This is a genomic window from Nonomuraea sp. SYSU D8015 (genome assembly GCF_008065375.1).
In the GTDB taxonomy this organism is placed as follows: Bacteria; Actinomycetota; Actinomycetes; order Streptosporangiales; family Streptosporangiaceae; genus Nonomuraea.
Genome location: NZ_MU084032.1, coordinates 27,437 through 51,555 on the forward strand (window position 1 = coordinate 27,437; position 24,119 = coordinate 51,555).

Sequence of the window (24,119 nt, forward strand, 5' to 3'; positions counted from 1 at the left end):
CCCGTCCATGACACGGGCGGGGCCCGGGCTCAGCCGGCGAGGTCGGCGAGGTCGGCGAGCTGGGGCAGGGCGATGGTGTGGTGGGTGCGGCCGGCCTTGGCGTGGAGGTAGCGGAGGTTGCCGGGGGTGACGTGCACGCCGGTGGGGCGGGTGGCCCGGACGGTGAGGCCGAGGGTGCGCAGCTGGCGGGCCTTGTCGGGGTTGTTGGTCAGCAGGTCGAGGGTGTCGATGCCGAGGGCGCGGCGAGCATCTGGGCGGCGGCGGTAGGTAGAGCAGGACTCCTCCGGTGCCGGCGATGCGCTCGACGGCTGACCATCCGGCTGGCCGAGGAGGTCACCCGGCGCACCGGCCTGCCCGCCTCCTCCGTGCAGATCTTGCTGCTCCTCCTGCACAGCCCGCCCTACCACTCCGCACGATGACCGAGCTCGCCCGTCATCTGGAGTTCTCGACCGCCGGCATCACCAAGGTCACCGACCGGCTCACCCACGCCGGACTCATCGTGCGCAGCCCCTGCCAGGTCGACCGCCGCGTCGTCCGCGCCACCCTCACCCCGGAAGGCCTGGAGGCCGCCCGGCAAGCCGCCGGCATCCTCGCCGACGCCCTGAACCGCGAGGTCATCGGCAAGATCGGCCAGGAGGACTTCGCCCGGCTCACCGGCCTCGTCACCGCACCCGACCCCGGCCGCTGACCGCCCCGGCCGCGGCGATCACCGGCAGTGAGGGCGTAGGCAGACAGCAGTGAAGTAGGAACGCCCGGCAGCGCCGCCGTCTCTAGCTGGAGACCCGGCGCAGGGTCGAGACCGTCATGGTCTCGTCGACCGCCTCCGGCGACAGCACGTGGTCGAGCACCATCACCGCGCACCCGCTGATGCCCGCGCCCGCGCCCAGCCGGCTCTGCTCGATGCGCAGCCGGCGGGTGGCCAGGGCCGTGGAGCGGCGGTAGACGACCTCGCGGATGCTCGACACCAGCGGTCCGAACGCCTCCGCCACGTCGCCGCCCAGCACCACCACCGACGGGTTGAGGATGTTGACCGCCCCGGCCAGCACCTCGCCGATCCGGCGTCCGGCGGTGCGCACCATGGCCATGGTCTCGGCGTCGCCGGCCCGCACCAGCGCGGTCACGTCGGCGATCGTCTTGACGTCCTTGCCGGCCGCGCGCAGGTCACGCAGCAACGCGGTGCCGCTGGCCAGCGAGTCGACGCAGTCGGTGTTGCCGCAGCGGCACAGCACGCCGCCGCCGTCGATCACAGGGATGTGCCCGATCTCGCCGGCCGCGCCCAGCGCGCCGCGCAGGATCCCGCCGCCGGCGATCACGCCCGCGCCGATGCGCGTGGAGACCTTCACGAACATCAGGTCGTCCAGGTCGGGGTAGGCGCCGCGGTGCTCGCCGATGGCCAGCACGTTCACGTCGTTGTCCACGAGCACGGGGACGGGGAAGCGCTCGCGGATGATCGGCGGGATCACCACGCCGGTCCACGACGCCATCACGCGGGCGCTCTCGGTGCGGCCCTGCGCGAACTCGACGGTGGCCGGCACGCCCATCCCGACGCCTCTGATCATCGATCGCGGCCGGTCGCCGAGCAGCTCGTCCCAGGTGTCCATGAGCAGCGGCAGCACGACGTCGGGCCCCTGCTCGACGTCCATCGCGAACTCGCGGCCGTCCAGCTCGGCCCCGGACAGGTCGCAGATCGCGACCCGGGTGCGGCTGGCGCCGAGCGCGGCCACCAGCACCACGCCGCCCCCGGCGTTGAACTCGAGCCGGACCGGCGGCCGCCCGCCCGTCGAGGGGGCGTCGGTGCGCTCCACGACCAGGCCGCGTTCCAGCAGCTCGGCGACGCGCAGCTGGACGGCGGGGCGCGACAGGCCGGTCACCCGGCCCAGGTCGGCCCGCGTCACGGCCTCACCGGTGCGGATCAGGCGGAGCACCTCGCCGCTCGTGGCGAGGGTCGCGGCGGTACGTCGTGGCATCGGCTAAGTGAATCACATGGGGTTAGGTAATGAAAAGTCAGTACTTTTTCATCTCGAATGGCAAAACTCCGCTTGTGTACCACCCAAACTCTCGTTAGTGTCCGTTCTGTCCTTCCTTGGCAGATCACTCGGAGCCCTTCACCGTGTCCACCCATCCGGCAACCACCTCCGCCCACACCGCCGACCTCGTGGTCTTCGGCGGGACCGGCGACCTGTCCATGCGCAAGCTGCTCCCGGCGCTGTACCACAGCGACAGGGAGGGCCGGCTCTCCCCGGAGACCCGGATCATCGCCATGTCCAGGGGCGGGCTGACCGACGCCGACTTCCGCGGCAAGGTGGACTCCGAGGTACGCGACCGCGTCCCGGTGGACGACCCCGCCGTGTGGCAGCGCTTCCTGGGCCGTCTGCACCACGTGTCGGTCGACGTCGGGGGCGCCGACCGGTCCGGCTGGGATGCCCTGTCGGCGATACTGGGCGGTTTCGAGGCACGTGACCGGGTGTTCTACCTGGCTAGCCCGCCGCGCACGTTCGGCCCCTTCTGCCGGGAGCTGGCCGAGGCCGGACTGGTGACGCCGCGCTCGCGCGTCGTGCTGGAGAAGCCCCTCGGCCACGACCTGCCGAGCGCGCAGGCGATCAACGACGAGGTCGGCGCCATCTTCGAGGAGCGCCAGATCTTCCGCATCGACCACTACCTGGGCAAGGAGACCGTCCAGAACCTGCTGGTCCTGCGCTTCGCCAACGCGTTCCTGGAGCCGATCTGGAACTCGCTCTGGATCGACCACGTCCAGATCACCGCCGCCGAGACCGTCGGCACGCCGGGCCGGCGCGGCTACTACGACCACGCGGGCGCGCTGCGCGACATGGTGCAGAACCACCTGCTCCAGCTCCTCACGCTCACCGCGATGGAGCCGCCGGCCCGCAACGACCGCGAGGCCATCCGCGACGAGAAGGTCAAGGTGCTGCAGGCGCTGCGGCCGATCGCGGGCACCGAGGTCGACCGTTTCACCGTGCGCGGCCAGTACGTCGGCGCCGGCGACATGCCCGGCTACCTCGACGAGCCCGGCTCCACGCCGCCGACCGAGGCCTCGCGGCGGGTGGAGACGTTCACCGCGATCCGGGCCGAGGTCAAGAACTGGCGGTGGGCCGGGGTGCCGTTCTACCTGCGGACCGGCAAGCGGATGCCGTACCGGCGCTCGGAGATCGTGGTGCAGTTCAAGGACGTGCCGCACTCCATCTTCCCCGGCGGCACGCCGAACCGCCTGGTGCTGCGGCTGCAGCCGGAGGAGGGCATCGAGCTGCACATCATGGCCAAGGAGCCGGGCGCGGGCGAGGTGACGCTGAAGCCGGTGCCGATGTCGCTGAGCTTCGGCGAGACGTTCACGACGCGGGTGCCGGAGGCGTACGAGCGGCTGCTGACCGACGTGCTGGCCGGGAACCCGACGCTGTTCATGCGCCGCGACGAGGTCGAGGCGGCCTGGCGCTGGATCGACCCGATCCTGGACGCCTGGAAGGCCGACCCCGCCCTGCCCGAGCCCTACCCCGCCGGAACCACCGGCCCCGCCGGAGCCCACGAACTGCTCGGCCGCAGCGGTCGCGCGTGGCACGAGGAGGAAATGTGAACCCCGTCATCCAGGACGTCACCGACCGGATCGCCGAGCGGAGCGCCACGAGCCGCGCCGCGTACCTGGCGCGCGTCCGGCGCGACGGCGAGGCCGCCAAGGCCAAGGGCCCGGCCCGCGCCCACCTCGGGTGCGCGAACCTCGCCCACGGCTTCGCCGCCGCGAACGCCGAGGACAAGCTGATCCTGCGGGGCGTCGGCAACGCAGCCAAGCCGGGCGTGGCGATCGTGACGAGCTACAACGACATGCTCTCCGCCCACGCGCCGTACGAGACCTACCCGCCGGAGCTGAAGGCGGCCGTGCGGCGGGCCGGCGGGGTGGCGCAGGTGGCGGGCGGCGTGCCCGCGATGTGCGACGGCATCACCCAGGGGCGACCCGGCATGGAGCTGTCCCTCTACAGCCGCGACGTGATCGCCATGGCGACCGCGATCGCGCTGTCGCACGACATGTTCGACGCGTCGCTGCTGCTGGGCGTCTGCGACAAGATCGTGCCGGGGCTCTTCATCGGGGCGCTGCACTTCGGGCACCTGCCGGCGATCTTCGTGCCGGCCGGGCCGATGACCTCCGGGCTGCCGAACAAGGTCAAGGCCCGCACCCGGCAGCTGTTCGCCGAGGGCAAGGTGGGCCGGGACGAGCTGCTCGACGCCGAGGCGAAGTCGTACCACTCCCCCGGCACCTGCACCTTCTACGGCACCGCGAACTCCAACCAGGCGCTCATGGAGGTCATGGGCCTGCACCTGCCGGGCTCGACGTTCGTCAACCCGCACACCGAGCTGCGGCACGCGCTCACCGAGGCGGCCGGGCGGCGGGCGGTGGAGATCACGGCGCACGGTGCGGAGTACACGCCGATCGGCGAGCTGGTCGACGAGAAGTCCCTCGTCAACGCCTGCGTCGCACTGCTGGCCACCGGCGGCTCCACGAACCACACGCTGCACCTGGTGGCCATGGCGGCGGCCGCCGGGATCGTCCTGACCTGGGATGACTTCGCCTGCCTGTCGCGCGTCGTCCCGTCGCTCACCAAGATCTACCCCAACGGCCAGGCGGACGTGAACCACTTCCGCGACGCCGGCGGCATGCAGGTCCTCATCGGCGACCTGCTCGACGAAGGGCTGCTGCACGCCGACGTGATGACCGTGGCCGGGCCGGGCCTCGACCGCTACCGCGAGGCGCCCTCGCTGGTGGACGGGGAGCTGGTCTGGGCGCCGGTCACCGGCGGCAGCACCGACCTGGACGTGCTGCGCCCCGTGTCGGACCCCTTCTCCTCCGACGGCGGCATCCACATGGTCGAGGGCAACCTCGGCCGCGCGGTCAGCAAGGTGTCGGCCGTCAAGCCCGAGCACCTGGTGATCGAGGCGCCGGCCAAGGTCTTCGACGACCAGCTGGACCTGCTGAAGGCGTTCGAGGCGGGCGAGCTGGACGGGCAGGACTTCGTGGCCGTCATCCGCTACCAGGGGCCGAGCGCCAACGGCATGCCGGAGCTGCACAAGCTCACGCCGCCGCTGGCCGTGCTGCTCGACCGGGGACAGCGGGTGGCCATCGTCACCGACGGCCGCATGTCCGGCGCCTCCGGCAAGGTGCCGGCGGCCATCCACCTGTCGCCCGAGGCGGCCGACGGCGGGCCGATCGCGCTGGTGCGCGAGGGCGACGTGATCAGGCTCGACTCGGCGGCGGGGACGCTGGAGCTGCTGGTGCCGGCCGAGGAGCTGGCCCGGCGCGCGCCCGAGGGCCGGCCGCTGAGCGACGCCGAGTGGGTCGGCACGGGGCGCGAGCTGTTCGCGGCGTTCCGCCGGATGGCGGGGCACGCCGAGCAGGGCGCCGGGATCTTCGGCGTGAGCGGCGCCGAGTCGCCCCACCACGGGCCCGGGCTGGGCTTCCCCGCCGAGGCCGGCGCCTCCCACCTGGAGACCGGCACCCCGGTCGGGGCCCGCCCCGCCGGGCTCGCGCGGTGATCCTCGCGGCTCTCGCCCGCGCGTTGCCGAACGCCGCCGCGCCCGTTCGCACCCCCGTCCCGGGCGCGGTGACCGCCCGTGGCATTCTTCCGTGCATGGCGAGCGATCTTGGGGTCGCCCTGACTTCCGGAGGTGTGCGCGGTGAGTGCCTTTGATCTTCCGTGGCTCGTGGCCGACATCGGGGGGACCAACGCCCGCTTCGGGCTGGTCACCTCGCTCGGGGAGCGGCCGGCGAACGTCGCGGTCCTGCCCGGGGCCGACTACGGCAGCCTCCCCGAGGCCGTGGCCGCCTATCTCGCCGAACACGCGGGCGGAGCGCGGCCGGGGGCGGCCTGCCTGGCCGTGGCCGGGCCGATCGACGGCGACCACTACCGGCTCACGAACTCGACGTGGGCCGGGTCGGTACGCGATCTCGACGTGCCGTACGCGGTGCTGCTCAACGACTTCGAGGCGCTGGCCGTGTCGCTGCCGCACCTGGACGGTGACGACCTGGTGTCCCTGGGCGGGCCGGAGCCCGGCCACGGGGTCAAGGCCGTGCTGGGCCCGGGGACGGGGCTCGGCGTGGGCGGGCTGGTGCCGTCCGAGCACGGCTGGACGCCGATCCCGGGCGAGGGCGGGCACGTCACGGTGCCGGTCGTGGACCGGCGGGAGCTGGAGATCGTCAAGGTGCTGCAGTCCCAGGGGCTGCCGCATGTGGTGGCCGAGCACGTGCTGTCCGGGCCCGGGCTGGTCCGGCTGCACCGGGCGCTGGCCCAGGTCAACGGCGTCAGCGCGCCCGAACTGACCGCCTCCGACATCGTGGCGAGGCTCGACGACTCGCTGTGCGCGGAGACCATCGAGGTGTTCTGCGGCATGCTGGGCACCTTCGCCGCGAACGTGGCCCTCACCCTCGGCGCGCGGGGTGGGGTGTACCTGGGCGGCGGAGTCCTGCCACGTATCGTGGAACGCGTGCGCACCAGTAGCTTCCGCACGCGGTTCGCCGCCAATCCCGACATGGCCGCATACCTGGCGGCCATCGGGACCGCCCTGATCGTCGCGCCCCAGCCGGCGCTGACGGGCGCGGCCGCCTGGCTGAGCCAGCGTGCCCGCAGGGAGCTGGTGGGCTGAGAACGGCACCGGATGCGGTGTCCGGCACTAGACGGCCCCGGACGGGGCCGATGAGGAGAAAGAAACCGATGAGCTTGCTCGATCTCGCCCCAGTGATCCCCGTCGTGGTGATCGAGGACGCGGAGACCGCCGTACCGCTGGCCCGGGCGCTGGTCGCCGGAGGGCTGCCGGTCATCGAGGTGACGCTGCGCACGCCGGCCGCACGCGAGGCCATCGCCAGGATCGCCGACGAGGTGCCCGAGGCGACGGTGGGCGCGGGGACGATCCGCACCACGGATGACATCGCGGCGTCCGTGTCGGCGGGGGCGAAGTTCCTAGTCTCGCCGGGGACGACGCTGTCGCTGGTCGAGGCGATGGACTCGAGCGGGGTGCCGTACCTGCCGGGCGCCGCGACCGTGTCCGAGGTCATGGCGCTGGTCGAGCGGGGGATCAAGGAGCTGAAGTTCTTCCCGGCGGAGGCGGCGGGCGGCGTCCCGTACCTGAAGGCACTGGCTGGGCCGCTGCCCGACGTGCGCTTCTGCCCGACAGGCGGCATCCGCGTGAACACCGCGCCCGACTACCTGGCGCTGCCGAACGTGGGCTGCGTCGGCGGCACCTGGCTAACCCCCGCCGACGCCCTCGTCTCGGGCGACTGGGCGCGCGTTGAGAAGCTGGCGGCCGACGCCGCAAGCCTCAGGTAGCCGGCGCGCTGGCCGATCGTCGAGGCCACTCGGACGGTGGCGCGCATCGTCAACACCGCGGCTCTCCCGATCAAGGACAGCCGTTTCCTCGGGCGTACTGAAGACTTGACACAAGACGTGCCGCAGCCCCGCACCGTGCATGCGGGCGGGCCGCCACCGGCCTTCGAACCCGTCCAAGGCCGGCCTCGCCCATGGAGGGGTCTGTCCCAATTGTCGTCAGCTCCAGATGGAAACATGGATCGGCGGACGGAAGCGGTTGCGGGGGATGCCGTCCTCCGGGGTGCGCATCACCTGGGTGGCGGCCGGGGTCGTCAGGAAGTCCAGGAACGTGCCGGCGGCGGCCGAGCGGCCGGCCGGGTCCAGGGTCGTGGCGTACCAGTACGCGGGCAGCGGGGTGGCGGGCGTCTCGACGATGACGAGGTCTCCGCGGCGCAGTTCTGAGGTCACCAGGTGGGCGGTGGCGGGTGCGACGCCCGCGCCCTCGGCGGCCGCCTTCCAGGCGGCCGTCTGGTTGGCGAAGACGCGCACCTGGGACTCCGGCACCCGGAGGGCCCGCAGGAGGCGGCTGGTGTCGCTGGCCGGGTCGGTGCCCGAAGGGCCGACGAGCCAGTGGTCCCGGCGGCCGCGCGGCGCGCCCACCACGACGAGGCGGCAGCGGAGCACGGGCCGGGTCACCATTCCCTCGCCGCTCACCTGGGCGCCGAGGGCCACGTCGGCCAGGCGGCTGGACAGCAGCAGCGGCACCTCGGCCGTGGCGGCCACGCCCGTCGAGGCGTCCACCGGCTTGCGCTGCGTGAAGAGGCAGATCAGCGGCCCGGCGACGTACTCGGCGAGGCCGGCGTCCATGACCACGTGCAGCGGGGCGGGGCGGCCGGGCTGGACGGCGGCGACGGCCTCCGCGCCGAGCGCGACCATCTGGGAGGCGATGCCGAGGAAGCGGCGGCCACCCTCCGTGAGCACCATGCGGTCTCCCGACCGGGTCAGCAGCGGGTCACCGAGGTGTTTGCGGAGCTGGGCGAGCGACTGGGAGACCGCGGGCTCGCTCACGCCGAGAGCGCGTGCCGCCGCCTTGACGGAGCCGAGGCGGGCGACGAAAACGAACGCGCCGAGCTGGCTGAGGGTCACCCCCTCTTCATAGAGCCTCGGACCGTATTAAGGAATCCCTTATTTGCGGATTGTCGCGACAAATCGGTGACAGCAATGTGCACTCATGCAGGTTCCCGCGAAGTTCGAATACGAGAGAGCCGACAGCGTGCCGCACGCGCTCCAACTCCTGGAGCGGTACGGCCCCGAGGCCAGAATCGTCGCAGGTGGACACAGCCTCATCCCCATGATGAAGCTCCGGCTGGCCCAGCCCGAGGCCCTGATCGACATCAACGGTCTGGCCTCTGAGCTGGGGCGGATCGCGGTCGAGGGCGATGAGCTGGCCATCGGGGCGCTGGTCCGGCACGCGGAGTTGCTCGACGACGTGACCGCAACCGACCTTTTCCCGATATTTCGGGACGCGGAGCGCGTTATCGCCGACCCAATAGTGCGACATCGGGGGACCGTTGGAGGTTCGCTCTGCCAAGGCGACCCTTCGGAGGATTTGTCGGCGGTGTTCGCGGCATTGCGGGCGACCGCGGTCATCCAGGGCCCCGGTGGCACCCGCACCGTCCCCGTCAGGCAATTCCACCAGGGTCCTTACGAGACCGCCGTCGAGCCCAACGAGTTGCTGATCCAGCTCCGCGTGCCGATCACCCCCGGGACCGGCAGCGCGTACGAGAAGGTCGAGCGCCGCGTCGGCGACTGGCCGGTGGCCGCGGCCGGAGCGGTGATCACCGTCAGTGACGGGGTGATCGCCCAGGCGGGCATCGGGCTGACCGCGGTCGGCGCCGAGCACTTCTGCGCCCCCGAGGCCGAGCAGCACCTGATCGGCAGGGCGCCCGGCGAGGAGGTGTTCGCGGAGGCGGGCAGGATCGCGGCCGAGCACTGCGAACCGCACTCCGACCAGCGCGGGCCCGCCGACTACAAACGCCATCTGGCCGCCGAGCTCACCCGGCGCGCGCTGGCCAGGGCGAATCGAAATGTCCCCGGGTCCGCGACGGTCTGAATATCGCCGGGTCCGCGATGGAAGGGAAAGTCTGACATGAGGATCACGGTGACCGTGAACGGGCAGCCGTACACCCGGGAGGTCGAGCCCCGGCTGCTGCTCGTGCACTTCCTGCGCGACGAGCTGGGCCTGACCGGCACTCATTGGGGCTGCGACACCTCCAACTGCGGCGTCTGCACGGTCCAGCTGGACGGCGTGCCGGTCAAGTCGTGCACGGTGCTGGCGGTCATGGCCGACGGCCGCGAGGTGACCACGGTGGAGGGCCTGGAGCGGGACGGCGAGCTGGACGCGGTGCAGAAGGGCTTCGTGGAGTGCCACGGGCTGCAGTGCGGGTTCTGCACGCCGGGCATGCTGCTGACCGCGCGCTGGCTGCTCGACCGCAACCCCGACCCCGACGAGGGCCAGATCCGCGAGGCCATCTCGGGGCAACTGTGCCGGTGCACCGGCTACGAGAACATCGTCCGATCCATCAGGTGGGCTGCGGATGCGTCTCATTCTCAGGAGGCCAGGCAATGAGCTACGGACGCATGCATCGCAAGGAGGACGCCCGCTTCATCCGGGGGCGCGGCAACTACACCGACGACGTGCGGCTGCCCGGCATGCTGTACGGCGCCATCCTGCGCAGCCCGCACGCCCACGCCAGGATCGTCTCCATCGACACGAGCGCCGCCGAGGCGCACCCGAAGGTCAAGGCCGTCATCACCGGCCAGACCCTGGCCGGGCTCGGCCTGGCCTGGATGCCCACGCTGTCGCAGGACACGCAGGCGGTGCTGGCCACGGACAAGGTGCGCTTCCAGGGCCAGGAGGTCGCCTTCGCGGTGGCCGAGGACCCCTACTCGGCCCGGGACGCGCTGGAGCTGATCGACGTCGAGTACGACCCCCTCGACGCGGTCATCGACGCCAGGAAGGCCATGGACCCGGGCGCGCCGGTGATCAGGGACGATCTGGAGGGCCGTGCCGGCAACCACATCTTCGACTGGGAGGCGGGGGATCGGGCGCGTACCGACGCGATCTTCGAACAGGCCGAGGTGACGGTCGCGCAGGACATGCTCTACCCCCGCGTGCACCCGGCGCCGCTGGAGACCTGCGGCGCGGTCGCGGACTTCGACAAGGTCACCGGCAAGCTCACCGTCTGGTGCCCGACGCAGGCGCCGCACGCGCACCGGACGCTGTACGCGATGGTGGCCGGGCTGCCGGAGCACAAGATTCGGGTGATCTCGCCGGACATCGGCGGGGGCTTCGGCGGAAAAGTCGGGATTTATCCGGGCTATGTCTGTGCGATCGTCGGCTCCATCGTCACCGGCCGCCCGGTCAAGTGGATGGAGGACCGCTCCGAGAACCTGATGAGCACCGCCTTCGCCCGCGACTACCACATGCGCGGCGAGATCGCCGCCACCCGCGACGGCAAGATCCAGGCCATCCGGGTGAAGGTGCTGGCCGACCACGGCGCCTTCAACGGCACCGCGCAGCCGACCAAGTTCCCGGCCGGCTTCTTCCACGTCTTCTCCGGCTCGTACGACCTCGAGGCCGCCCACTGCGAGGTCACCGGCGTCTACACCAACAAGGCCCCCGGCGGCGTGGCCTACGCCTGCTCCTTCCGCGTCACCGAGGCCGTCTACCTGGTCGAGCGCATGGTCGACGTGCTGGCGGCGGAGCTGAACATCGACCCCGCCGAGGTGCGGATGCGCAATCTGCTCAAGCCCGAGCAGTTCCCGTACCTCTCCCCCACCGGCTGGGAGTACGACTCCGGCGACTACCCGAAGGCGCTGCGCCTGGCCATGGACATGGCCGGCTACGACAAGCTCCGCGCCGAGCAGGCGGACAAGCGGGCCAGGGGCGAGCTGATGGGCATCGGCATCAGCTTCTTCACCGAGGCCGTGGGCGCCGGCCCGCGCAAGCACATGGACATCCTGGGCCTCGGCATGGCCGACGGCGCCGAGCTGCGCGTGCACCCGACGGGCAAGGCGGTGCTGCGGGTGTCGTGCCAGACGCAGGGCCAGGGGCACGAGACGACGTTCGCCCAGATCGTCGGGCAGGAGCTGGGCATCCCGGCCGACGACGTGGAGGTCGTGCACGGCGACACCGACCAGACGCCGTTCGGCCTGGGCACGTACGGCTCCCGCTCCACCCCCGTCTCCGGCGCCGCCACCGCGATCGTGGCCAGGAAGGTGCGCGACCGGGCCAAGATCGTGGCGGCGGCCATGCTGGAGGCCTCGCCGGACGACCTGGAGTGGGCCGACGGCAAGTGGTCGGTCGTGGGCGACCCGTCCACCGGCAAGTCCATGGCGGAGATCGCGCTGGCCGCGCACTCGAACCTGGAGCTGCCCGAGGGCGTCGAGGGGCACCTGGACGCGGTGACGGTCTACAACCCGCCGAACCTGACGTACCCGTTCGGGGCGTACATCTGCGTCGTGGACGTCGATCCCGGGACCGGGCAGGTCAAGGTGCGCAGGTTCGTGGCGGTGGACGACTGCGGGGTGCGGATCAACCCCATGATCGTCGAGGGCCAGATCCACGGCGGGCTGGCCGACGGGGTGGGGATGGCGCTCATGCAGGTGATGGCGTTCGACGAGGACGGCAACCACCTGGGGGCGTCGTTCATGGACTACCTGCTGCCGACCGCGATCGAGTGCCCGGCGTGGGAGCTGGGCGAGACCGTGACGCCGTCGCCGACGCACCCGATCGGGGCGAAGGGCGTGGGCGAGTCGGCCACCGTCGGCTCCCCGGCCGCCGTGGTCAACGCCGTGGTGGACGCGCTGAGGCCGTACGGGGTGCGGCACGCGGACATGCCGCTGACCCCGGCGAACGTGTGGCGCGTGATCAACGGCGACCCGTTCCGCACGGACCTGGCCATCCCATGACCCCGCCCGCCTTTCCCGCCCCGCCGGCCCGGCTGCTCTTTCCTGGCCGGCGGGCCTGCGACGCCCTTCCCGACCGCGTCGATCCGGCGGACCGCTTCTCATCGCCGCCTGCCTGGTCTCCTCCGCACGGCGCCGGGTTGCGGCTCGGACGCGGGCGGTCCTGGCGACGTCGGAAAGCGGAACCGGCCGGATGGCCCCAATCCCGGAAATGAGGCAGGAGAGGGTTCCGTGAGTGAGTTCATCGGCATGCCGGCGCCCAGGCGGCGGGCGCCGGCCGCCGCCGACCTCCAGGCGCGGGTGGCCGAGCTGCGGTCGGGGCGGAAGCCGTACGTGCTGGCCACAGTCGTGCGGGCGCAGCGGCCGACCAGCGCGAAGGCGGGCGACCGGGCGCTGGTGCTGTCCGACGGCACGATCGAGGGGTTCGTCGGCGGCGTGTGCGCGACCGACACCGTGCGGGCCCAGAGCATGCGACTGCTGCGCACCGGGCGTGCCACGCTGCTGCGGATCACGCCGGCGGCGGATGAGCCGCACGAGGAGGAGGGCCTGGTCGCGGTGGGCCAGCCGTGCCTGTCCGGCGGCACGCTCGAGATCTTCCTGGAGGCCGTGCTGCCGCCCGTGCTCGTCCACGTGCACGGCGACAGCCCCATCGCCCGTGCCTTCGCCGCCGTGGGCAAGGCGATGGGGTACCAGGTGGAGGCGGGCACGGACCCCTTGGCGCCGATCGCCGGCGACACGGCGGCCGTGCTGGTCGCCTCCCACGGGGTGAGCGAAGAGCCGGTGCTGCGGGAGGCGCTGGCCAAGGGCGTGCCGTACATCGGGCTGATCGCCAGCCGCAAGCGCGGCGCGGCGGTGCTGGCGCGCGTGGAGGGAGGTGAACGTGTGCACGTTCCGGCGGGTCTGGACATAGGGGCCAGAACGCCTGGTGAGGTTGCCGTGTCAGTGTACGCGGAGCTCGCCAGCCTGCGCGGATGAGAGGTATTCGAAGGCGCCGCGGCCGGGTACGCCAAGCATTGTCAAGGGAAAAGTAAAGCCGCAGCCCCGGGAGGCCCCCCTCTTGCTCTCGGAGAGCGAAGGGACATCGATGCTCACGCGAACGGCCGGCCAAGCGCCAACCCTCACCGACGACCGCCCCGTGTCGCAGCCGGGGAGCCTGGAGAGGGGGATCGACATCCTCCTCGCGCTCAGTGCGGCCTCCAGACCGGTCAGTCTGGCGCAGCTGTGCCGCAGCACGGGTCTGCCCAAGTCGACCGCGCACCGAATCCTGGGCGTGCTGTGCTCCCGCGAGCTGGCCCGCCGGGTGGGCAACGGCTACGTGCCGGGCGAGCTGCTGGAGTCGATGGCGGGCATCACCCGCGCCCGGGTGCCCGGCACCCGCCGGGTGGTGCTCCCCTACCTGCTCTACCTGTACGAGACCACCAGGCAGACGGTGAACCTGGCGGTGCCGTCCGGCCTGGAGGCCCGCTACGTCGAGCGGCTGTACGGCCACAACCGGGTCGACTCGCGCTCCGACCGCCTGGACCGGGCGCCACTCCACTGCACGGCGACCGGCAAGGCGCTGCTGGCCTTCGATCCGCACCTGCGCGAGGAGCTGCTGGCCCGCGGCTCGTTCGAGCGGATGACCCGCCGGACGATCACCAGCCTGGCCGGGCTCGAACGCGAGCTGGCCCAGGTGCGCCGGCACGGCGTGGCGTACGCGCAGGAGGAGTTCACCGAGGGCGTGGCCTGCGTGGCGGCCCCGGTGTTCGGCCCGGGCGGCCGGATCTGCATGTCACTGGGCGTGGCCGCGCCCGCCTACGCGGCGCCGCTGGGCAGGCTGGGCATCTCCGTACGCGGCGCCGCCCAGGCCATCTCCGCGGCCATCCTCGGCGTGTAGACGTTCCGGTCACTGGAACGCCGCGCGATTCTGAGACCGGAAACGTTCCATTGACCGAAACCTCTCTTGCAGCGCCCGCGGCGGCGGCGATCACATCGTGGCTATGGACTTGCTTGCCGCTGTGGCCACCCAGGAGGCGCCCGCGGTCCGCTGGGCACGGGCTCGGAAAGCCCCGGACTCGCGGGCGCCGGTCGAGCGGCCCGGACCCGCGAGGGAGGCCGGGCGTGCCTAGGGGACTGCCGAGGGCCACCGCCCTGGAGGGCCTGCGCCTGGCGGCCGCCCTGAACCCGCGGGGGGCGCCGCACGTGCCCCCCGGCCGCGACCTGCTGCGCGCCCGCTCCCTGCTGGCCGAGCTCGAATCCCGGTACGGCGGCCGACCCGTGCTGGTACGCGGCCTGCGCGGCCCGGCGCTGCTGGTGCTGTCCAAGCGCGACGCCCTGCGCGTGCTGTGCGAGGAGCGGGAGGACTACGCCCCGGCCGTCCAGGAGCGCCCGCTCGGCCCGCCGGTCGACGTCCTGCGCCCGTCGTTCATCGAGATCGCCCGCGAGGAGGCCGGGGAGCTGACCGGCGGCGTGGTCGACTACCGGCGGCTCGACGCCCGCTGGCAGCGGGTGGCCAGACGCTGCGTCTACGGCGACGGCGCCGCCGGCGACGAGGAGCTCACCCGGCTGCTGGCGGACATCACCCGGGCGGGCCGGCGGCGGGCCGGGCGCCGCCACGAGATCCTCTCCGGACGTTACGACACGCGTATGTTGGATCACCTGCGCCGCGCCGAACCGGGCAGCGTGGCCGGGCTGATCGCCGAGACCTCGGAGAGGGCCACGTCACGCGAGCTCATGCAGGCCGCGTTCTGGCTGATGGGGCTCGGCGTCACCGCGGCGGGGCTGATGCAGACGCTCGCGCTGCTCGCCGCCCACCCGACCCACCGCAAGGCGGCCCGCGCCGACCCCGACTACCTGCGGGCCTGCCTGCGCGAGGCGCTGCGCCTGTGGCCGCCGGTGCCTGCGCTGTCCCGCGTCACCGCCAGGGACACCGAGTGGTACGGCGCCGTCCTGCCCGCCGGGGCGACCGTGCTCGTGCCGCTCGCGGCGCACCAGCGCGGCACCCGCCTGCCGTACGCGAACACGTTCACCCCCGAGATCTGGCTCGACGGCACCGCGGCGCACGAATGGTGGGCCATGCCGGGCTGCGACGGCGTGCACCTTACGCTCGTGGTCGGCACGGCGTTCCTGGGCGGCATCCTGCGGGCCGCCCGCCCGAAGCCGGCGAGCCGGGTGCTCTCGCCGCACCGCCCGCTCCCCCACACGCTCAACGTCTCGCGCCTGCGGGTGACGATGCGGCCGGTCCGCCTCAAGCCCGCCCGGCCTTGAGCGATGCGGGCTCAGAGCCAGTGTCCTACGCTGAACCCCTTACTCCGTTAGAGTCTGGGGTACAAAACGGCATGCCGGGCGGAGGAACGGTTCGGGTTGAGACGGGATGACGACGGCGAGAGGACGGCGACATTGGGGCGCTCCGCAGGCTCTCCCCTGAAGCCGGAAGACCCGCCGGCGATCGGCCCCTACGAGCTGCTCAGCCGTCTCGGCTCCGGCGGCATGGGGGTCGTCTACCTCGCCAAGGGCGCCGACGGGTCGAGGGTGGCGCTCAAGGCCATCCGCCGGGACTTCACCGCCGACCCGGTCTACCGGGCACGCTTCCACGAAGAGGTCTCCAACGCGCGCAAGGTGGCCTCGTTCTGCACGGCGCGGGTGCTCGACCACGGCGAGGACCGGGGCGTCCTCTACCTCGTCACCGAGTACATCGACGGCATCTCGCTGGAAGACCACCTGATCGAGCACGGGGCGCTGTCGCCGTCGGTGCTGCACGCCGCCGCCGTCGGCGTGGCCGCCGCGCTGACCGCGATCCACGCGGCCGGGCTGGTGCACCGCGACCTCAAGCCGGCGAACGTCATGCTGACGCTGGCCGGGCCGCGGGTGATCGACTTCGGGCTGGCGCGCTCGACGCACGTCGACTCACGGCACACGAACGCCGGCATGGTGATGGGCACACCAGGCTGGATCGCTCCCGAGCAGGTCTTCGAGGGGAAGACCAGCCCGGCGGGCGACGTGTTCGCGTGGGGGTCGCTGATCGCGTACGCGGGGCTGGGCGGGCATCCGTTCGGCGAAGGGGACGCGTACGTGATGGCTGCCCGGGCCCGTCAGGCGCCGCCGGACCTGCGGGGGCTGCCCACGCCGCTCGACCGGCTGGTGGCGGCGGCCATCCACCCCGACCCCGCGCGCCGGCCCACGGCCAGGCAGCTGCTGCTGGAGCTGGTGGAGGCCGCCGACGAGCCGGCGGCGCAGCTGGCCGCGACCAAGCACCTCACCAACGCGTGGAACGCCTCGGAGTTCGCACCGCTGGCCCAGGGCCCGCACGTGGCGCCGCCCCCGGACCGCACCGGCCACCCGCATCACCCGAACGCCCGCCCCGCACACCAGGAGCCTCCGGGCGGCCACGGCCCTCAGCTGCCACCCCACCCGGACACCCGCGCGGGCCAGGCGCCGCCACATCCCGATGCCCGTGCAGGCCAGGCGCCGCCGCACCCGGACGCCCGTGCAGGCCAGGCGCCGCCGCACCCGTCACCTGCCGAGCGCACCGGCCCAGGACCTCTGCCCGTGCCCGGCCGAGGCCCGCAACCACCGCATGGCGACCCCCACGTGCCACCGGCCGAGCGCACCGGCCCAGGACCTCTGCCGGGGGCCGGCCGGGCGCCGCAGCCGTCGCCCGCCGAGCGGACCGGCCCGACTCCCGGTGCCGGCCGGGGGCCGCAGGTCCCGCACGCCGAACGGACAGGGCCTGCTCCCGGCGTGCCGCACGCCGAGCGCACGGGCCCGACGCCGGGCGCTGCCGGGCCGGGTCCGCAGGTGCCGCTTGCCGAGCGCACCGGCCCCGGCCCCCTGCCAGGAGCAGCCGGACGGGGGCCGCAGGGCCCTGGGCGGGGTCAGGCGCCGCATGCGGAGCGGACCGGCCCGCTGCCGAGCGGCCGGGCGCCGCTCCCCCACCACCAGACGGGCCAAGGGCCGCTCCCACCCCACTCGACCACCGGTCAGGGGCGTCTGCCGGGCTTCCCGCCCGCCCGGCAGAAGCGGGGCCTGGTCACGGGTTGCGTCACCGCCTTGGTGGTGGCGGCCGTGCTGCTGGTGCTGCTGCTGGCCGTGCTGACCTGGGTGTTCCGGTCGTCGCCCGCGTCCGGCGCCGACGGCCCCGTGCAGGACGGGAAGCTCATCTTCACCGTGACGAGCACGAAGTGCCCCAAACCCTCGAAGGCCGCCACGAAACGCACCTGCCAGATCGGGGTGAAGGTCGACAACGTCGGCCCGGACGCCCGGGTCCTCTACCCCGGCCAGCAGAAGCTGATCGACGCGGACGACGAGCTGCACGGCGGTGCCAAACTGCTGGACAAGGGCGGCAAGGAGATCACGCCGATCCGCATCGAGTCGGGTGGCGCGTTCACCGGCGCGCTGGTGTTCGAGCTGCCCAAGGAGCTGGAACCGATCGGCCTCGAGGTGCACGACTCCGGGCTGAGCGCGGGCGCCAGGATCAACCTGGAGTAGCGAGGAGGCCGTACCGGCCGCTCAGAAGCCCTGCTCCGGGGAGACCCGGCCTTCCAGCGGGGCGCCCTCGCCGAAGCGCCGCACGTTGGCGGTGACGCGCTCGGCCAGCCCGCGCCAGTAGGCCGGGCGCGGGTTCGCGGAGTGCGGCGTGATCAGCACGTTCTCCAGCTCCCACAGCGGATGCCCTGCGGGCAGCGGCTCGGGGTCGGTCACGTCGAGCGCCGCGCCGCCGATGCGGCCCTCGCGCAGCGCGGCCACCAGGTCGTCGGTCACGACGAGGCCGCCGCGGGAGACGTTCACCAGCCACGCGTCGGACCGCATGAGGTCGAACTCGCCTGCCCCGAACATGCCCCGGGTGCCCGGCGTGGCGGGCGCCGCCACGACCACGTAGGCGGCCTCGGGCAGCGCCTCGCGGTAACGGGCGCGCGGGACGATCCTGGCGGCGCCCGGCGCCTCGCCCCGGTCCGTGACGGCGACGATCGGGCAGCCGAACGGCTCCAGCAGGCGGATCAGCGCCCGGCCGATGCCGCCGCAGCCCACGATCGCCACCGTGGAGCCGGCGAGCTCTCTGGAGTCGTTGACCCCCCACTGCGTGGCGCTGGCGTGCCGGTGCAGGTTGCGGGCGGCCGCCAGCATCAGGGCGAGCGCGTGCTCGGCCACGGCCGGGCCGTAGGAGCCGGCGGCCGCGGTGAAGACCGGGTCGTCGGTGATGACCCCGGCGTCGGCCCACCGCTCGATGCCCGCGTGCGGCAACTGCACCCAGCGGATCCGGCCGTGGATCATGGAGCGCAGCTCGGCGGGGTCGTCGCTGCCGTAGTAGACGATCGCCTCGGCCTGCTCCAGCGGCACGACGTCGCCGCCGGCGCGGCGTACCGCGTCGATGAGGACGGGCACGGGCGCGGGTCCGACGTGGACGGCTGCGGTCATCGTGATACCTCCTGGTCGTGCAGGATGCTGGTCAGCGGGCTCCGGCGAGCTTGGCGAGCAGCGCCGTGACGCGCCGCCCGGCGGCCTCGGCCCCGCCGGAGGTCAGCGCCGAGCCCATGCCGCAGGCCACGGCGCCGGCCGCGATCCACTCCGGCGCGTCGTCAAGGGTGACACCTCCCGTGGGGATGGCGGGGAGCTGGGGCAGCGCGGCCCGTACGTCGCGCAGCCAGGACGGCGACACGGCGGACGCCGGGAAGATCTTCACCGCGTCCGCGCCCTCCTCCAGGGCGCGCACGATCTCGGTCGGGGTGGCCGCGCCGGGGAAGACGGGCACGCCGTGGCGGTGCCCGGCGCGGATCACCTCGGGATGCAGGCCGGGCGAGACCAGGAAACGCGCGCCGGCCTCCACGGCCGCGCGGGCCGCGGCGGCGTCGAGCACGGTCCCGGCGCCCACGAGCGCCTCCGGCCGCCGCTCGGTGAGCCGCGCCACGGCGCTGAGCGCACGCGGCGTGGTGAGCGCCACCTCCACGGCCCGCAGCCCGGCCTCCAGCACGGCCTCCGCGGCGGCCACCGCCTCGTCGGGCCCCGCGGTCCTGACGATCCCGAACACGCGCTGCTCGGTGACGGCCTGGACGATCTCCCAGCGGTACACGGCTCCCCCTCCAGCGACGCGTTCCCGAGGTGCGCACGCCTTCCCCCGGCAACGAGTGGATCATGCGTCCCAATGGTAGTATCACATCACGTTTGTCCGATCTGGGCGGGACCTCATGGGGCTCCCTTGACCACACGGCGACCGTGAGCAACTCTGGAGCGGGAGACATCGCCGGGGGCATCACGCGTGAGGCGTCCATTCATCACCCTGCTGGCCGCCAACGCACTCTCCGTCACCGGCACCATGCTCTCCATGCTGGCCGTGCCGTGGTTCGTGCTGGAGACCACGGGGAGCGCCGCGCTCACGGGGCTGGCGGCGTTCGCCACCACGTTCCCCATCGTCGTGTCCGCCGCCTTCGGCGCGACGCTGGTCGACCGGCTGGGCCTCCGCGGCGCGAGCGTCCTGTCCGACCTGACCAGCGGGGTCGTCGTGCTGACCATGCCGGTGCTGTTCTGGACGACCGGGTTGTCCTATCCGGCGCTGCTGGCACTGCTCTTCCTGCGCTGGCTGGTGGCCACCCCCGGGGAGACCGCGCGCAAGGCCATGCTCCCCGAGCTGTCGGCGCTCGGGCGCGTCCGGATCGAGCGGGCGGCGGCCGCGTACGACGGCGTCTACCGAGGGGCCGCGATGGTGGGCGCGCCGCTGGCCGGCGTGCTCATCGTCTGGCTCGGAGCGGGCGCGTTGCTCGTCGTGGACGGGGTCACGTTCCTGCTGTCGGCGCTCCTGATCGGCGGCGGTGTCCCGCGCGTCGGGGGCAGCGCGCCCGAGTCGGGCCGCCGGCTGCGTGACGGGCTGGCGTTCCTCTGGCGCGACCGGCTGCAGATGAGCGCCACCGCGATGATCGTGGTCGTCAACATGCTCGACACCGGTGTCACGCAGGTCCTGCTGGCGCTGTACGCCCGGGACGTCGCGCACGATCCGCGCGCGTTCGGCCTGCTCGCGGGCGGGGTCGGAGCCGGCGCTCTGGCCGGGACCGTCGTGTACGGCGCCGCCGGCGAGCGATTACCCCCGCGGCTGACCTACGGATGGTGCTTCCTCCTCGCAGGGGTGCCGCGCGTGCTGGTGCTGGCCCTCGGCGCGCCCCTGCCCGTCGCCCTCGGCGTCACCGTGTTGTCCGGCTTCGCCGCGGGCGCGATCAACCCCATTCTCGGCGTGCTCCAGTACGACCGGATCCCCGCCCGCCTCCGCGCCCGCGTGATCGGCGCCATGACGGCCGCCGCCTACGCCGGCATGCCGGTCGGCGGGCTCGTGGCCGGCTCGCTCACGGAGCTGGCCGGGCTCACCCCGACGCTGTACGCGTTCACCTGCGTCTACCTGCTCGCTTCGCTGCCGCCGTTCCTCTGCCGGGCCTGGCGGGAGCTGGACGACCCCGCCGCTACCCGGCGAACCGGCTCAGCAGAAGGGACTCGCTGATCGGGGACTCGTGGGTGCCGGCGACCGTGCACGCGTGCGCCCCGGCGATCGCCCCCAGCCGGACGCGTTCCTCCAGCGGCCGGCCGCGCAGCGTGCCGTACAGGAAGCCGGAGACGAACGCGTCGCCCGCGCCGTTGCTGTCGGCCACCGGCCCGGGCAGCGGCGCGGCCGGGAAGGCGCGCAGGCCGGAGGCGCGGGTCAGCGTGAGGCAGCCGTCGGCGCCGCGGGTGCAGACGACCGTGTGGGCGTGGCCCCGCTCGAGGATGCCGCGCATCGTGGCGGCCGGGTCCTTCAGCGCGGCCGCCGACAGGAACACCAGGTCGGAGCGGTAGGCGAAGTCCTCGTGGTAGTCGTCGGCGCCGTCCCAGTCCTGCAGGTCGGTGGAGATCGGCACGCCGTCCAGGTCGGGATAGACGTGGCGGCAGAAATCCATGATGGTCACGTGGACGTGTCTGGCCCGGACGCCGGCGTACAGCTCTCTGGGCAGGCGCTCGCCGGGCGTGGCCTTGGTGTCGTGGAGGGAGGTGCGGCGGCCGTCGGGGCACACGAGCAGCACGCTCCTGCGCGTGCCCGCCTCCGCACGCCCCCAGGAGCAGTCGAGATCGCGCAGTGCGTGCCGGACCAGCGCGCCCTGCGCGTCGTCGCCGATCAGGTCGGCGAACGCGACGTCGAGCCCGAGCGCGTGACAGCCGAGCGCCACCCCGGCGCCGGTGCTCCCGATCCGGTCGGCGACCGGCGGCACCAGGTAGGTGTCCTGGTACGGCAGCGGCAGCTCCGGCACGTAGACCGTCGTGTCGACCCCGGCGCCGCCCAGGACGAGGACGTCGCGCGTCCCGGTCCGGCCGGCGGACCGCGTCATCGGTTGACCAGGGGGCCGGAGCCGGTGGAGCCGCGGACGACCAGCTCCGGCTGGAAGACCAGCTCGACGTGCTTGGAGGGCGCGCCGTTGACCTCCTCCAGCAACGTCTGCACGGCCGCCGAGGCCATGGCCCCGATCGGCTTGCGCACGGTGGTCAGCGGCGGGTCGGTGAACGCGATCAGCGGCGAGTCGTCGAACCCGACCACGGACACCTCCCCCGGCACCGCCAGCCCTTTCTCCCTGCAGGCCCGGATCGCGCCCAGCGCCATGAGGTCGCTCGCGCACACGATGCCGGTGCAGCCGCGCGACAGGAGCTGCGCGGCGGCCGCCTGCCCGCCCTCGACGGAGAAGAGCGAGTGCGCGATCAGGTCGTCCACGTCGGCGGCGCCCAGCAGATGGGCCATCGCCTGCCGGTATCCCTCGATCTTCCTGATCACCGGCACGAACCTGCGCGGCCCCAGCGCCAGCCCGATGCGCTCGTGGCCGAGGTCGACCAGGTGCTGCACGGACAGCCGCGCCGCCATGCGGTCGTCGGGCGAGATGAACGGCGCGTCGATGTGCTCGCTGTAGCCGTCGACCAGCACGATCGGCAACCCGCGGTCGATCAGGCGGGTGTAGCGGTCCATCCGCGCGGTGGTGTCGGCGTGCAGGCCCGACACGAACACGATGCCGCTCACCCCGCGGTCGACCAGCAATTCGGTGAACTCGTCCTCCGGCGCGCCGCCGGGCAGCTGGGTGCACAGCACGGGCGTGTAGCCGTGCTGGGTCAGCGCCTTCTCGATGGCCTGCGCGAACGCCGGGAAGATCGGGTTGTCCAGCTCGGGCGTCACCAGGCCGACCAGCCCGTTGCTGCGCTGCCGCAGCCGGGGCGGCCGCTCGTAGCCCATGAGGTCGAGCGCGGCCATCACCGCCTGGCGGGTGGCGGCGGAGACCCCGGGCTTGCCGTTGAGCACCCGGCTGACCGTGGCCTCACTCACCCCGGCCTGGGCGGCGATGTCGGCTAGGCGAGCGTGACCGTTCATGGCAGACACTTTACTTTCCACCAGGCCGCCGAATCCCCTGCTCCAGGGACATCCGAGGCGAGCAGGAGCGCCCCTTCGACGCCGAAGTCCACGGGCTTTTCCGTGAGGTTGACGGCGCACAGCAGATCGCCCCGGGAGAACATCAGCGTGCCCTCCGGGGAGTGGTGCCACGTCAGCTCGCCGTCGAAGGAACGCCGCAGGCGCAGCGCCGCCCGGTACAGCTCCAGCGTCGAGCCGGGCACGCCGTCCTGGGCCTCCACGCTGAGCCCGGCCCAGTCCGCCGGGATCGGCAGCCACGGGTTCGCCCAGCCGGAGTCGCGGGTCCAGGGCAGCGGCACCCGGCAGCCGTCGCGGCCGCTGTCGGGGTCGCGCAGCCGCTGCGGGTCCCGGCACAGCTCGGCGGGCAGGTCGAGCACCTCGGGCAGGCCCAGCTCCTCGCCCTGGTAGACGTACGCCGAGCCGGGCAGCGCGAGCGTCAGCAGCGCGGCCGCGCGGGCCCTGGCCAGGCTGCCGTAGCGGGTGACGTGCCGCTTGACGTCGTGGTTCGACAGCACCCAGGTGGTCGGCGCGCCCGCGGAGGCGGCCGTGGCCAGCGAGGAGTCGATCACCGCGCGGAGCTCGGCGGCGTCCCACGGCGCGAACAGGTAATGGAAGTTGAACGCCTGGTGCAGCTCGTCGGGCCGCACGTACATCGCCAGCCGCTCGGGCGTGGGCGCCCACGCCTCGGCCACGCCGATCCGCTCGCCCGGGTAGGAGTCGAGCACGCGCCGCCAGGCGCGGTGGATCTCGTGGACGCCGTCGTCGTCGAAGAACGGCACCGGCTCCCTGCCGACCATCCTGGCCTGATTGCCCGTGCCGACGTCGGGCAGGCCGGCCGGCTTGACCATGCCGTGCGCCACGTCCACCCGGAAGCCGTCCACGCCGAGGTCGAGCCAGAACCGCAGGATCGACTCGAACTCGCCGCGCACCTCCTCGTTGTCCCAGTTGAGGTCCGGCTGAGAGGAGTCGAACAGGTGCAGATACCACTGCCCGTCCTCCACCTGCGTCCACGCGGGGCCGCCGAAGATCGACTCCCAGTCGTTCGGCTGGTCCCTGAAGATGTAACGTTCACGTTTCTCGCCGCGCAGCGCCTGCTGGAACCAGGGGTGGGCGGAGGAGGTGTGGTTGGGGACGAGGTCGATGACGACCCGCAGCCCCAGCCCATGCGCCTCGTCGATGAGCGCCTTGGCGTCGGCGAGGGTGCCGAACAGCGGGTCGACGTCGCGGTGGTCGGCCACGTCGTAGCCGAAGTCGGCCATCGGGGAGGTGTAGAAGGGCGTCAGCCAGACGGCGTCCACGCCCAGGTCGGCCAGGTACGGCAGGCGATCGCGAACCCCGATCAGGTCGCCGACGCCGTCACGGTCACCGTCGGCGAAGCTGCGCACGTACACCTGGTAAATCGCGGCGTTCCGCCACCACATGGTCATGGTCTCCCCCCGGGCGTTGCGACCATGAAAGCGGTTTCTGCA

The 24,119-nt window shown here is 73.0% G+C and carries 21 protein-coding genes; 13 read left to right on the forward strand and 8 right to left on the reverse strand.

The window, feature by feature from the left end:
- Nucleotides 1-29: 29 nt before the first annotated feature.
- Nucleotides 30-392, reverse strand: coding sequence for a GTP cyclohydrolase II (locus ID574_RS00085; protein WP_188186672.1), 363 nt, complete (start codon nt 390-392; stop codon nt 30-32).
- Nucleotides 393-415: 23 nt separating this feature from the next.
- Here ID574_RS00085 and ID574_RS00090 point away from each other — a divergent pair, with 23 nt between their 5' ends.
- Nucleotides 416-688: a MarR family winged helix-turn-helix transcriptional regulator gene (locus ID574_RS00090; protein WP_188186673.1), complete on the forward strand. Its 273-nt coding sequence runs from the start codon at nt 416-418 to the stop codon at nt 686-688.
- Nucleotides 689-770: 82 nt separating this feature from the next.
- Here the strand turns inward: ID574_RS00090 and ID574_RS00095 are convergent, their stop codons facing one another.
- Entirely contained in the window at nt 771-1,967 is a 1,197-nt protein-coding gene (locus ID574_RS00095; RefSeq protein WP_188186674.1) for an ROK family transcriptional regulator, read from the reverse strand.
- 218 nt (nt 1,968-2,185) lie between these two features.
- On the opposite strand from ID574_RS00095, the gene zwf reads away from it, so the two are divergent.
- The 4 genes from zwf to eda all read left to right on the forward strand — a co-directional run bounded on the left by zwf (nt 2,186) and on the right by eda (nt 7,322).
- Nucleotides 2,186-3,586 carry a glucose-6-phosphate dehydrogenase gene (gene zwf, locus ID574_RS00100; RefSeq protein ID WP_442939194.1) on the forward strand — a complete coding sequence of 467 codons (1,401 nt, stop codon included), beginning with the start codon at nt 2,186-2,188 and terminating at the stop codon, nt 3,584-3,586.
- The gene (gene edd / locus ID574_RS00105) at nt 3,583-5,535 is read left to right on the forward strand and encodes a phosphogluconate dehydratase (RefSeq protein WP_223166225.1); all 1,953 of its coding nucleotides are present in this window, start codon (nt 3,583-3,585) and stop codon (nt 5,533-5,535) included. Before zwf ends, edd begins: the two co-directional genes overlap by 4 nt.
- Before the next feature lie 141 nt (nt 5,536-5,676).
- Complete coding sequence (gene glk, locus ID574_RS00110) at nt 5,677-6,642, forward strand: glucokinase (protein WP_188186676.1); 966 nt, start codon at nt 5,677-5,679, stop codon at nt 6,640-6,642.
- A 68-nt stretch (nt 6,643-6,710) separates the two neighbouring features.
- Complete coding sequence (eda, locus tag ID574_RS00115) at nt 6,711-7,322, forward strand: bifunctional 4-hydroxy-2-oxoglutarate aldolase/2-dehydro-3-deoxy-phosphogluconate aldolase (RefSeq protein WP_188186677.1); 612 nt, start codon at nt 6,711-6,713, stop codon at nt 7,320-7,322.
- Between the two features lie 216 nt (nt 7,323-7,538).
- Here eda and ID574_RS00120 read toward each other — a convergent pair whose 3' ends face one another.
- The gene (locus ID574_RS00120) at nt 7,539-8,447 is read right to left on the reverse strand and encodes a LysR family transcriptional regulator (protein WP_188186678.1); all 909 of its coding nucleotides are present in this window, start codon (nt 8,445-8,447) and stop codon (nt 7,539-7,541) included.
- Nucleotides 8,448-8,532: 85 nt separating this feature from the next.
- On the opposite strand from ID574_RS00120, the gene ID574_RS00125 reads away from it, so the two are divergent.
- From ID574_RS00125 to ID574_RS00155, 7 genes are all read left to right on the forward strand, one after another.
- Complete coding sequence (locus ID574_RS00125) at nt 8,533-9,414, forward strand: FAD binding domain-containing protein (protein WP_188186679.1); 882 nt, start codon at nt 8,533-8,535, stop codon at nt 9,412-9,414.
- Between the two features lie 36 nt (nt 9,415-9,450).
- Nucleotides 9,451-9,930 (forward strand): (2Fe-2S)-binding protein, encoded by a 480-nt coding sequence (locus ID574_RS00130; RefSeq protein ID WP_188186680.1) that lies wholly within the window; start codon nt 9,451-9,453, stop codon nt 9,928-9,930.
- A complete protein-coding gene (locus ID574_RS00135) occupies nt 9,927-12,275 on the forward strand; it encodes an aerobic carbon-monoxide dehydrogenase large subunit (protein WP_188186681.1) in 2,349 nt (782 codons plus the stop codon). Before ID574_RS00130 ends, ID574_RS00135 begins: the two co-directional genes overlap by 4 nt.
- A 228-nt stretch (nt 12,276-12,503) precedes the next feature.
- Nucleotides 12,504-13,247: an XdhC family protein gene (locus ID574_RS00140; protein WP_223166226.1), complete on the forward strand. Its 744-nt coding sequence runs from the start codon at nt 12,504-12,506 to the stop codon at nt 13,245-13,247.
- A 109-nt stretch (nt 13,248-13,356) separates the two neighbouring features.
- Nucleotides 13,357-14,148 (forward strand): IclR family transcriptional regulator, encoded by a 792-nt coding sequence (locus ID574_RS00145; RefSeq protein ID WP_188186682.1) that lies wholly within the window; start codon nt 13,357-13,359, stop codon nt 14,146-14,148.
- Between the two features lie 224 nt (nt 14,149-14,372).
- Nucleotides 14,373-15,518 carry a cytochrome P450 gene (locus tag ID574_RS00150; RefSeq protein WP_188186683.1) on the forward strand — a complete coding sequence of 382 codons (1,146 nt, stop codon included), beginning with the start codon at nt 14,373-14,375 and terminating at the stop codon, nt 15,516-15,518.
- Nucleotides 15,519-15,614: 96 nt separating this feature from the next.
- The gene (locus ID574_RS00155; protein WP_188186684.1) at nt 15,615-17,738 is read left to right on the forward strand and encodes a serine/threonine-protein kinase; all 2,124 of its coding nucleotides are present in this window, start codon (nt 15,615-15,617) and stop codon (nt 17,736-17,738) included.
- Nucleotides 17,739-17,759: 21 nt separating this feature from the next.
- On the opposite strand, the gene ID574_RS00160 is transcribed toward ID574_RS00155, so the two are convergent.
- A complete protein-coding gene (locus tag ID574_RS00160) occupies nt 17,760-18,665 on the reverse strand; it encodes an NAD(P)-dependent oxidoreductase (protein WP_188186685.1) in 906 nt (301 codons plus the stop codon).
- A gap of 31 nt (nt 18,666-18,696) precedes the next feature.
- Nucleotides 18,697-19,317 (reverse strand): bifunctional 4-hydroxy-2-oxoglutarate aldolase/2-dehydro-3-deoxy-phosphogluconate aldolase, encoded by a 621-nt coding sequence (locus ID574_RS00165; protein WP_188186686.1) that lies wholly within the window; start codon nt 19,315-19,317, stop codon nt 18,697-18,699.
- A 186-nt stretch (nt 19,318-19,503) separates the two neighbouring features.
- On the opposite strand from ID574_RS00165, the gene ID574_RS00170 reads away from it, so the two are divergent.
- Nucleotides 19,504-20,730 carry an MFS transporter gene (locus ID574_RS00170; protein ID WP_188186687.1) on the forward strand — a complete coding sequence of 409 codons (1,227 nt, stop codon included), beginning with the start codon at nt 19,504-19,506 and terminating at the stop codon, nt 20,728-20,730.
- Here ID574_RS00170 and ID574_RS00175 read toward each other — a convergent pair.
- From ID574_RS00175 to ID574_RS00185, 3 genes are read right to left on the reverse strand one after another with little or no spacing between them, the layout of a single operon-like run.
- Nucleotides 20,693-21,589: a carbohydrate kinase family protein gene (locus tag ID574_RS00175; RefSeq protein ID WP_188186688.1), complete on the reverse strand. Its 897-nt coding sequence runs from the start codon at nt 21,587-21,589 to the stop codon at nt 20,693-20,695. The genes ID574_RS00170 and ID574_RS00175 overlap by 38 nt on opposite strands.
- Nucleotides 21,586-22,611 (reverse strand): LacI family DNA-binding transcriptional regulator, encoded by a 1,026-nt coding sequence (locus tag ID574_RS00180; protein WP_188186689.1) that lies wholly within the window; start codon nt 22,609-22,611, stop codon nt 21,586-21,588. Before ID574_RS00180 ends, ID574_RS00175 begins: the two co-directional genes overlap by 4 nt.
- Complete coding sequence (locus ID574_RS00185) at nt 22,608-24,077, reverse strand: glycoside hydrolase family 13 protein (RefSeq protein ID WP_188186690.1); 1,470 nt, start codon at nt 24,075-24,077, stop codon at nt 22,608-22,610. Before ID574_RS00185 ends, ID574_RS00180 begins: the two co-directional genes overlap by 4 nt.
- Nucleotides 24,078-24,119 lie beyond the last annotated feature (42 nt).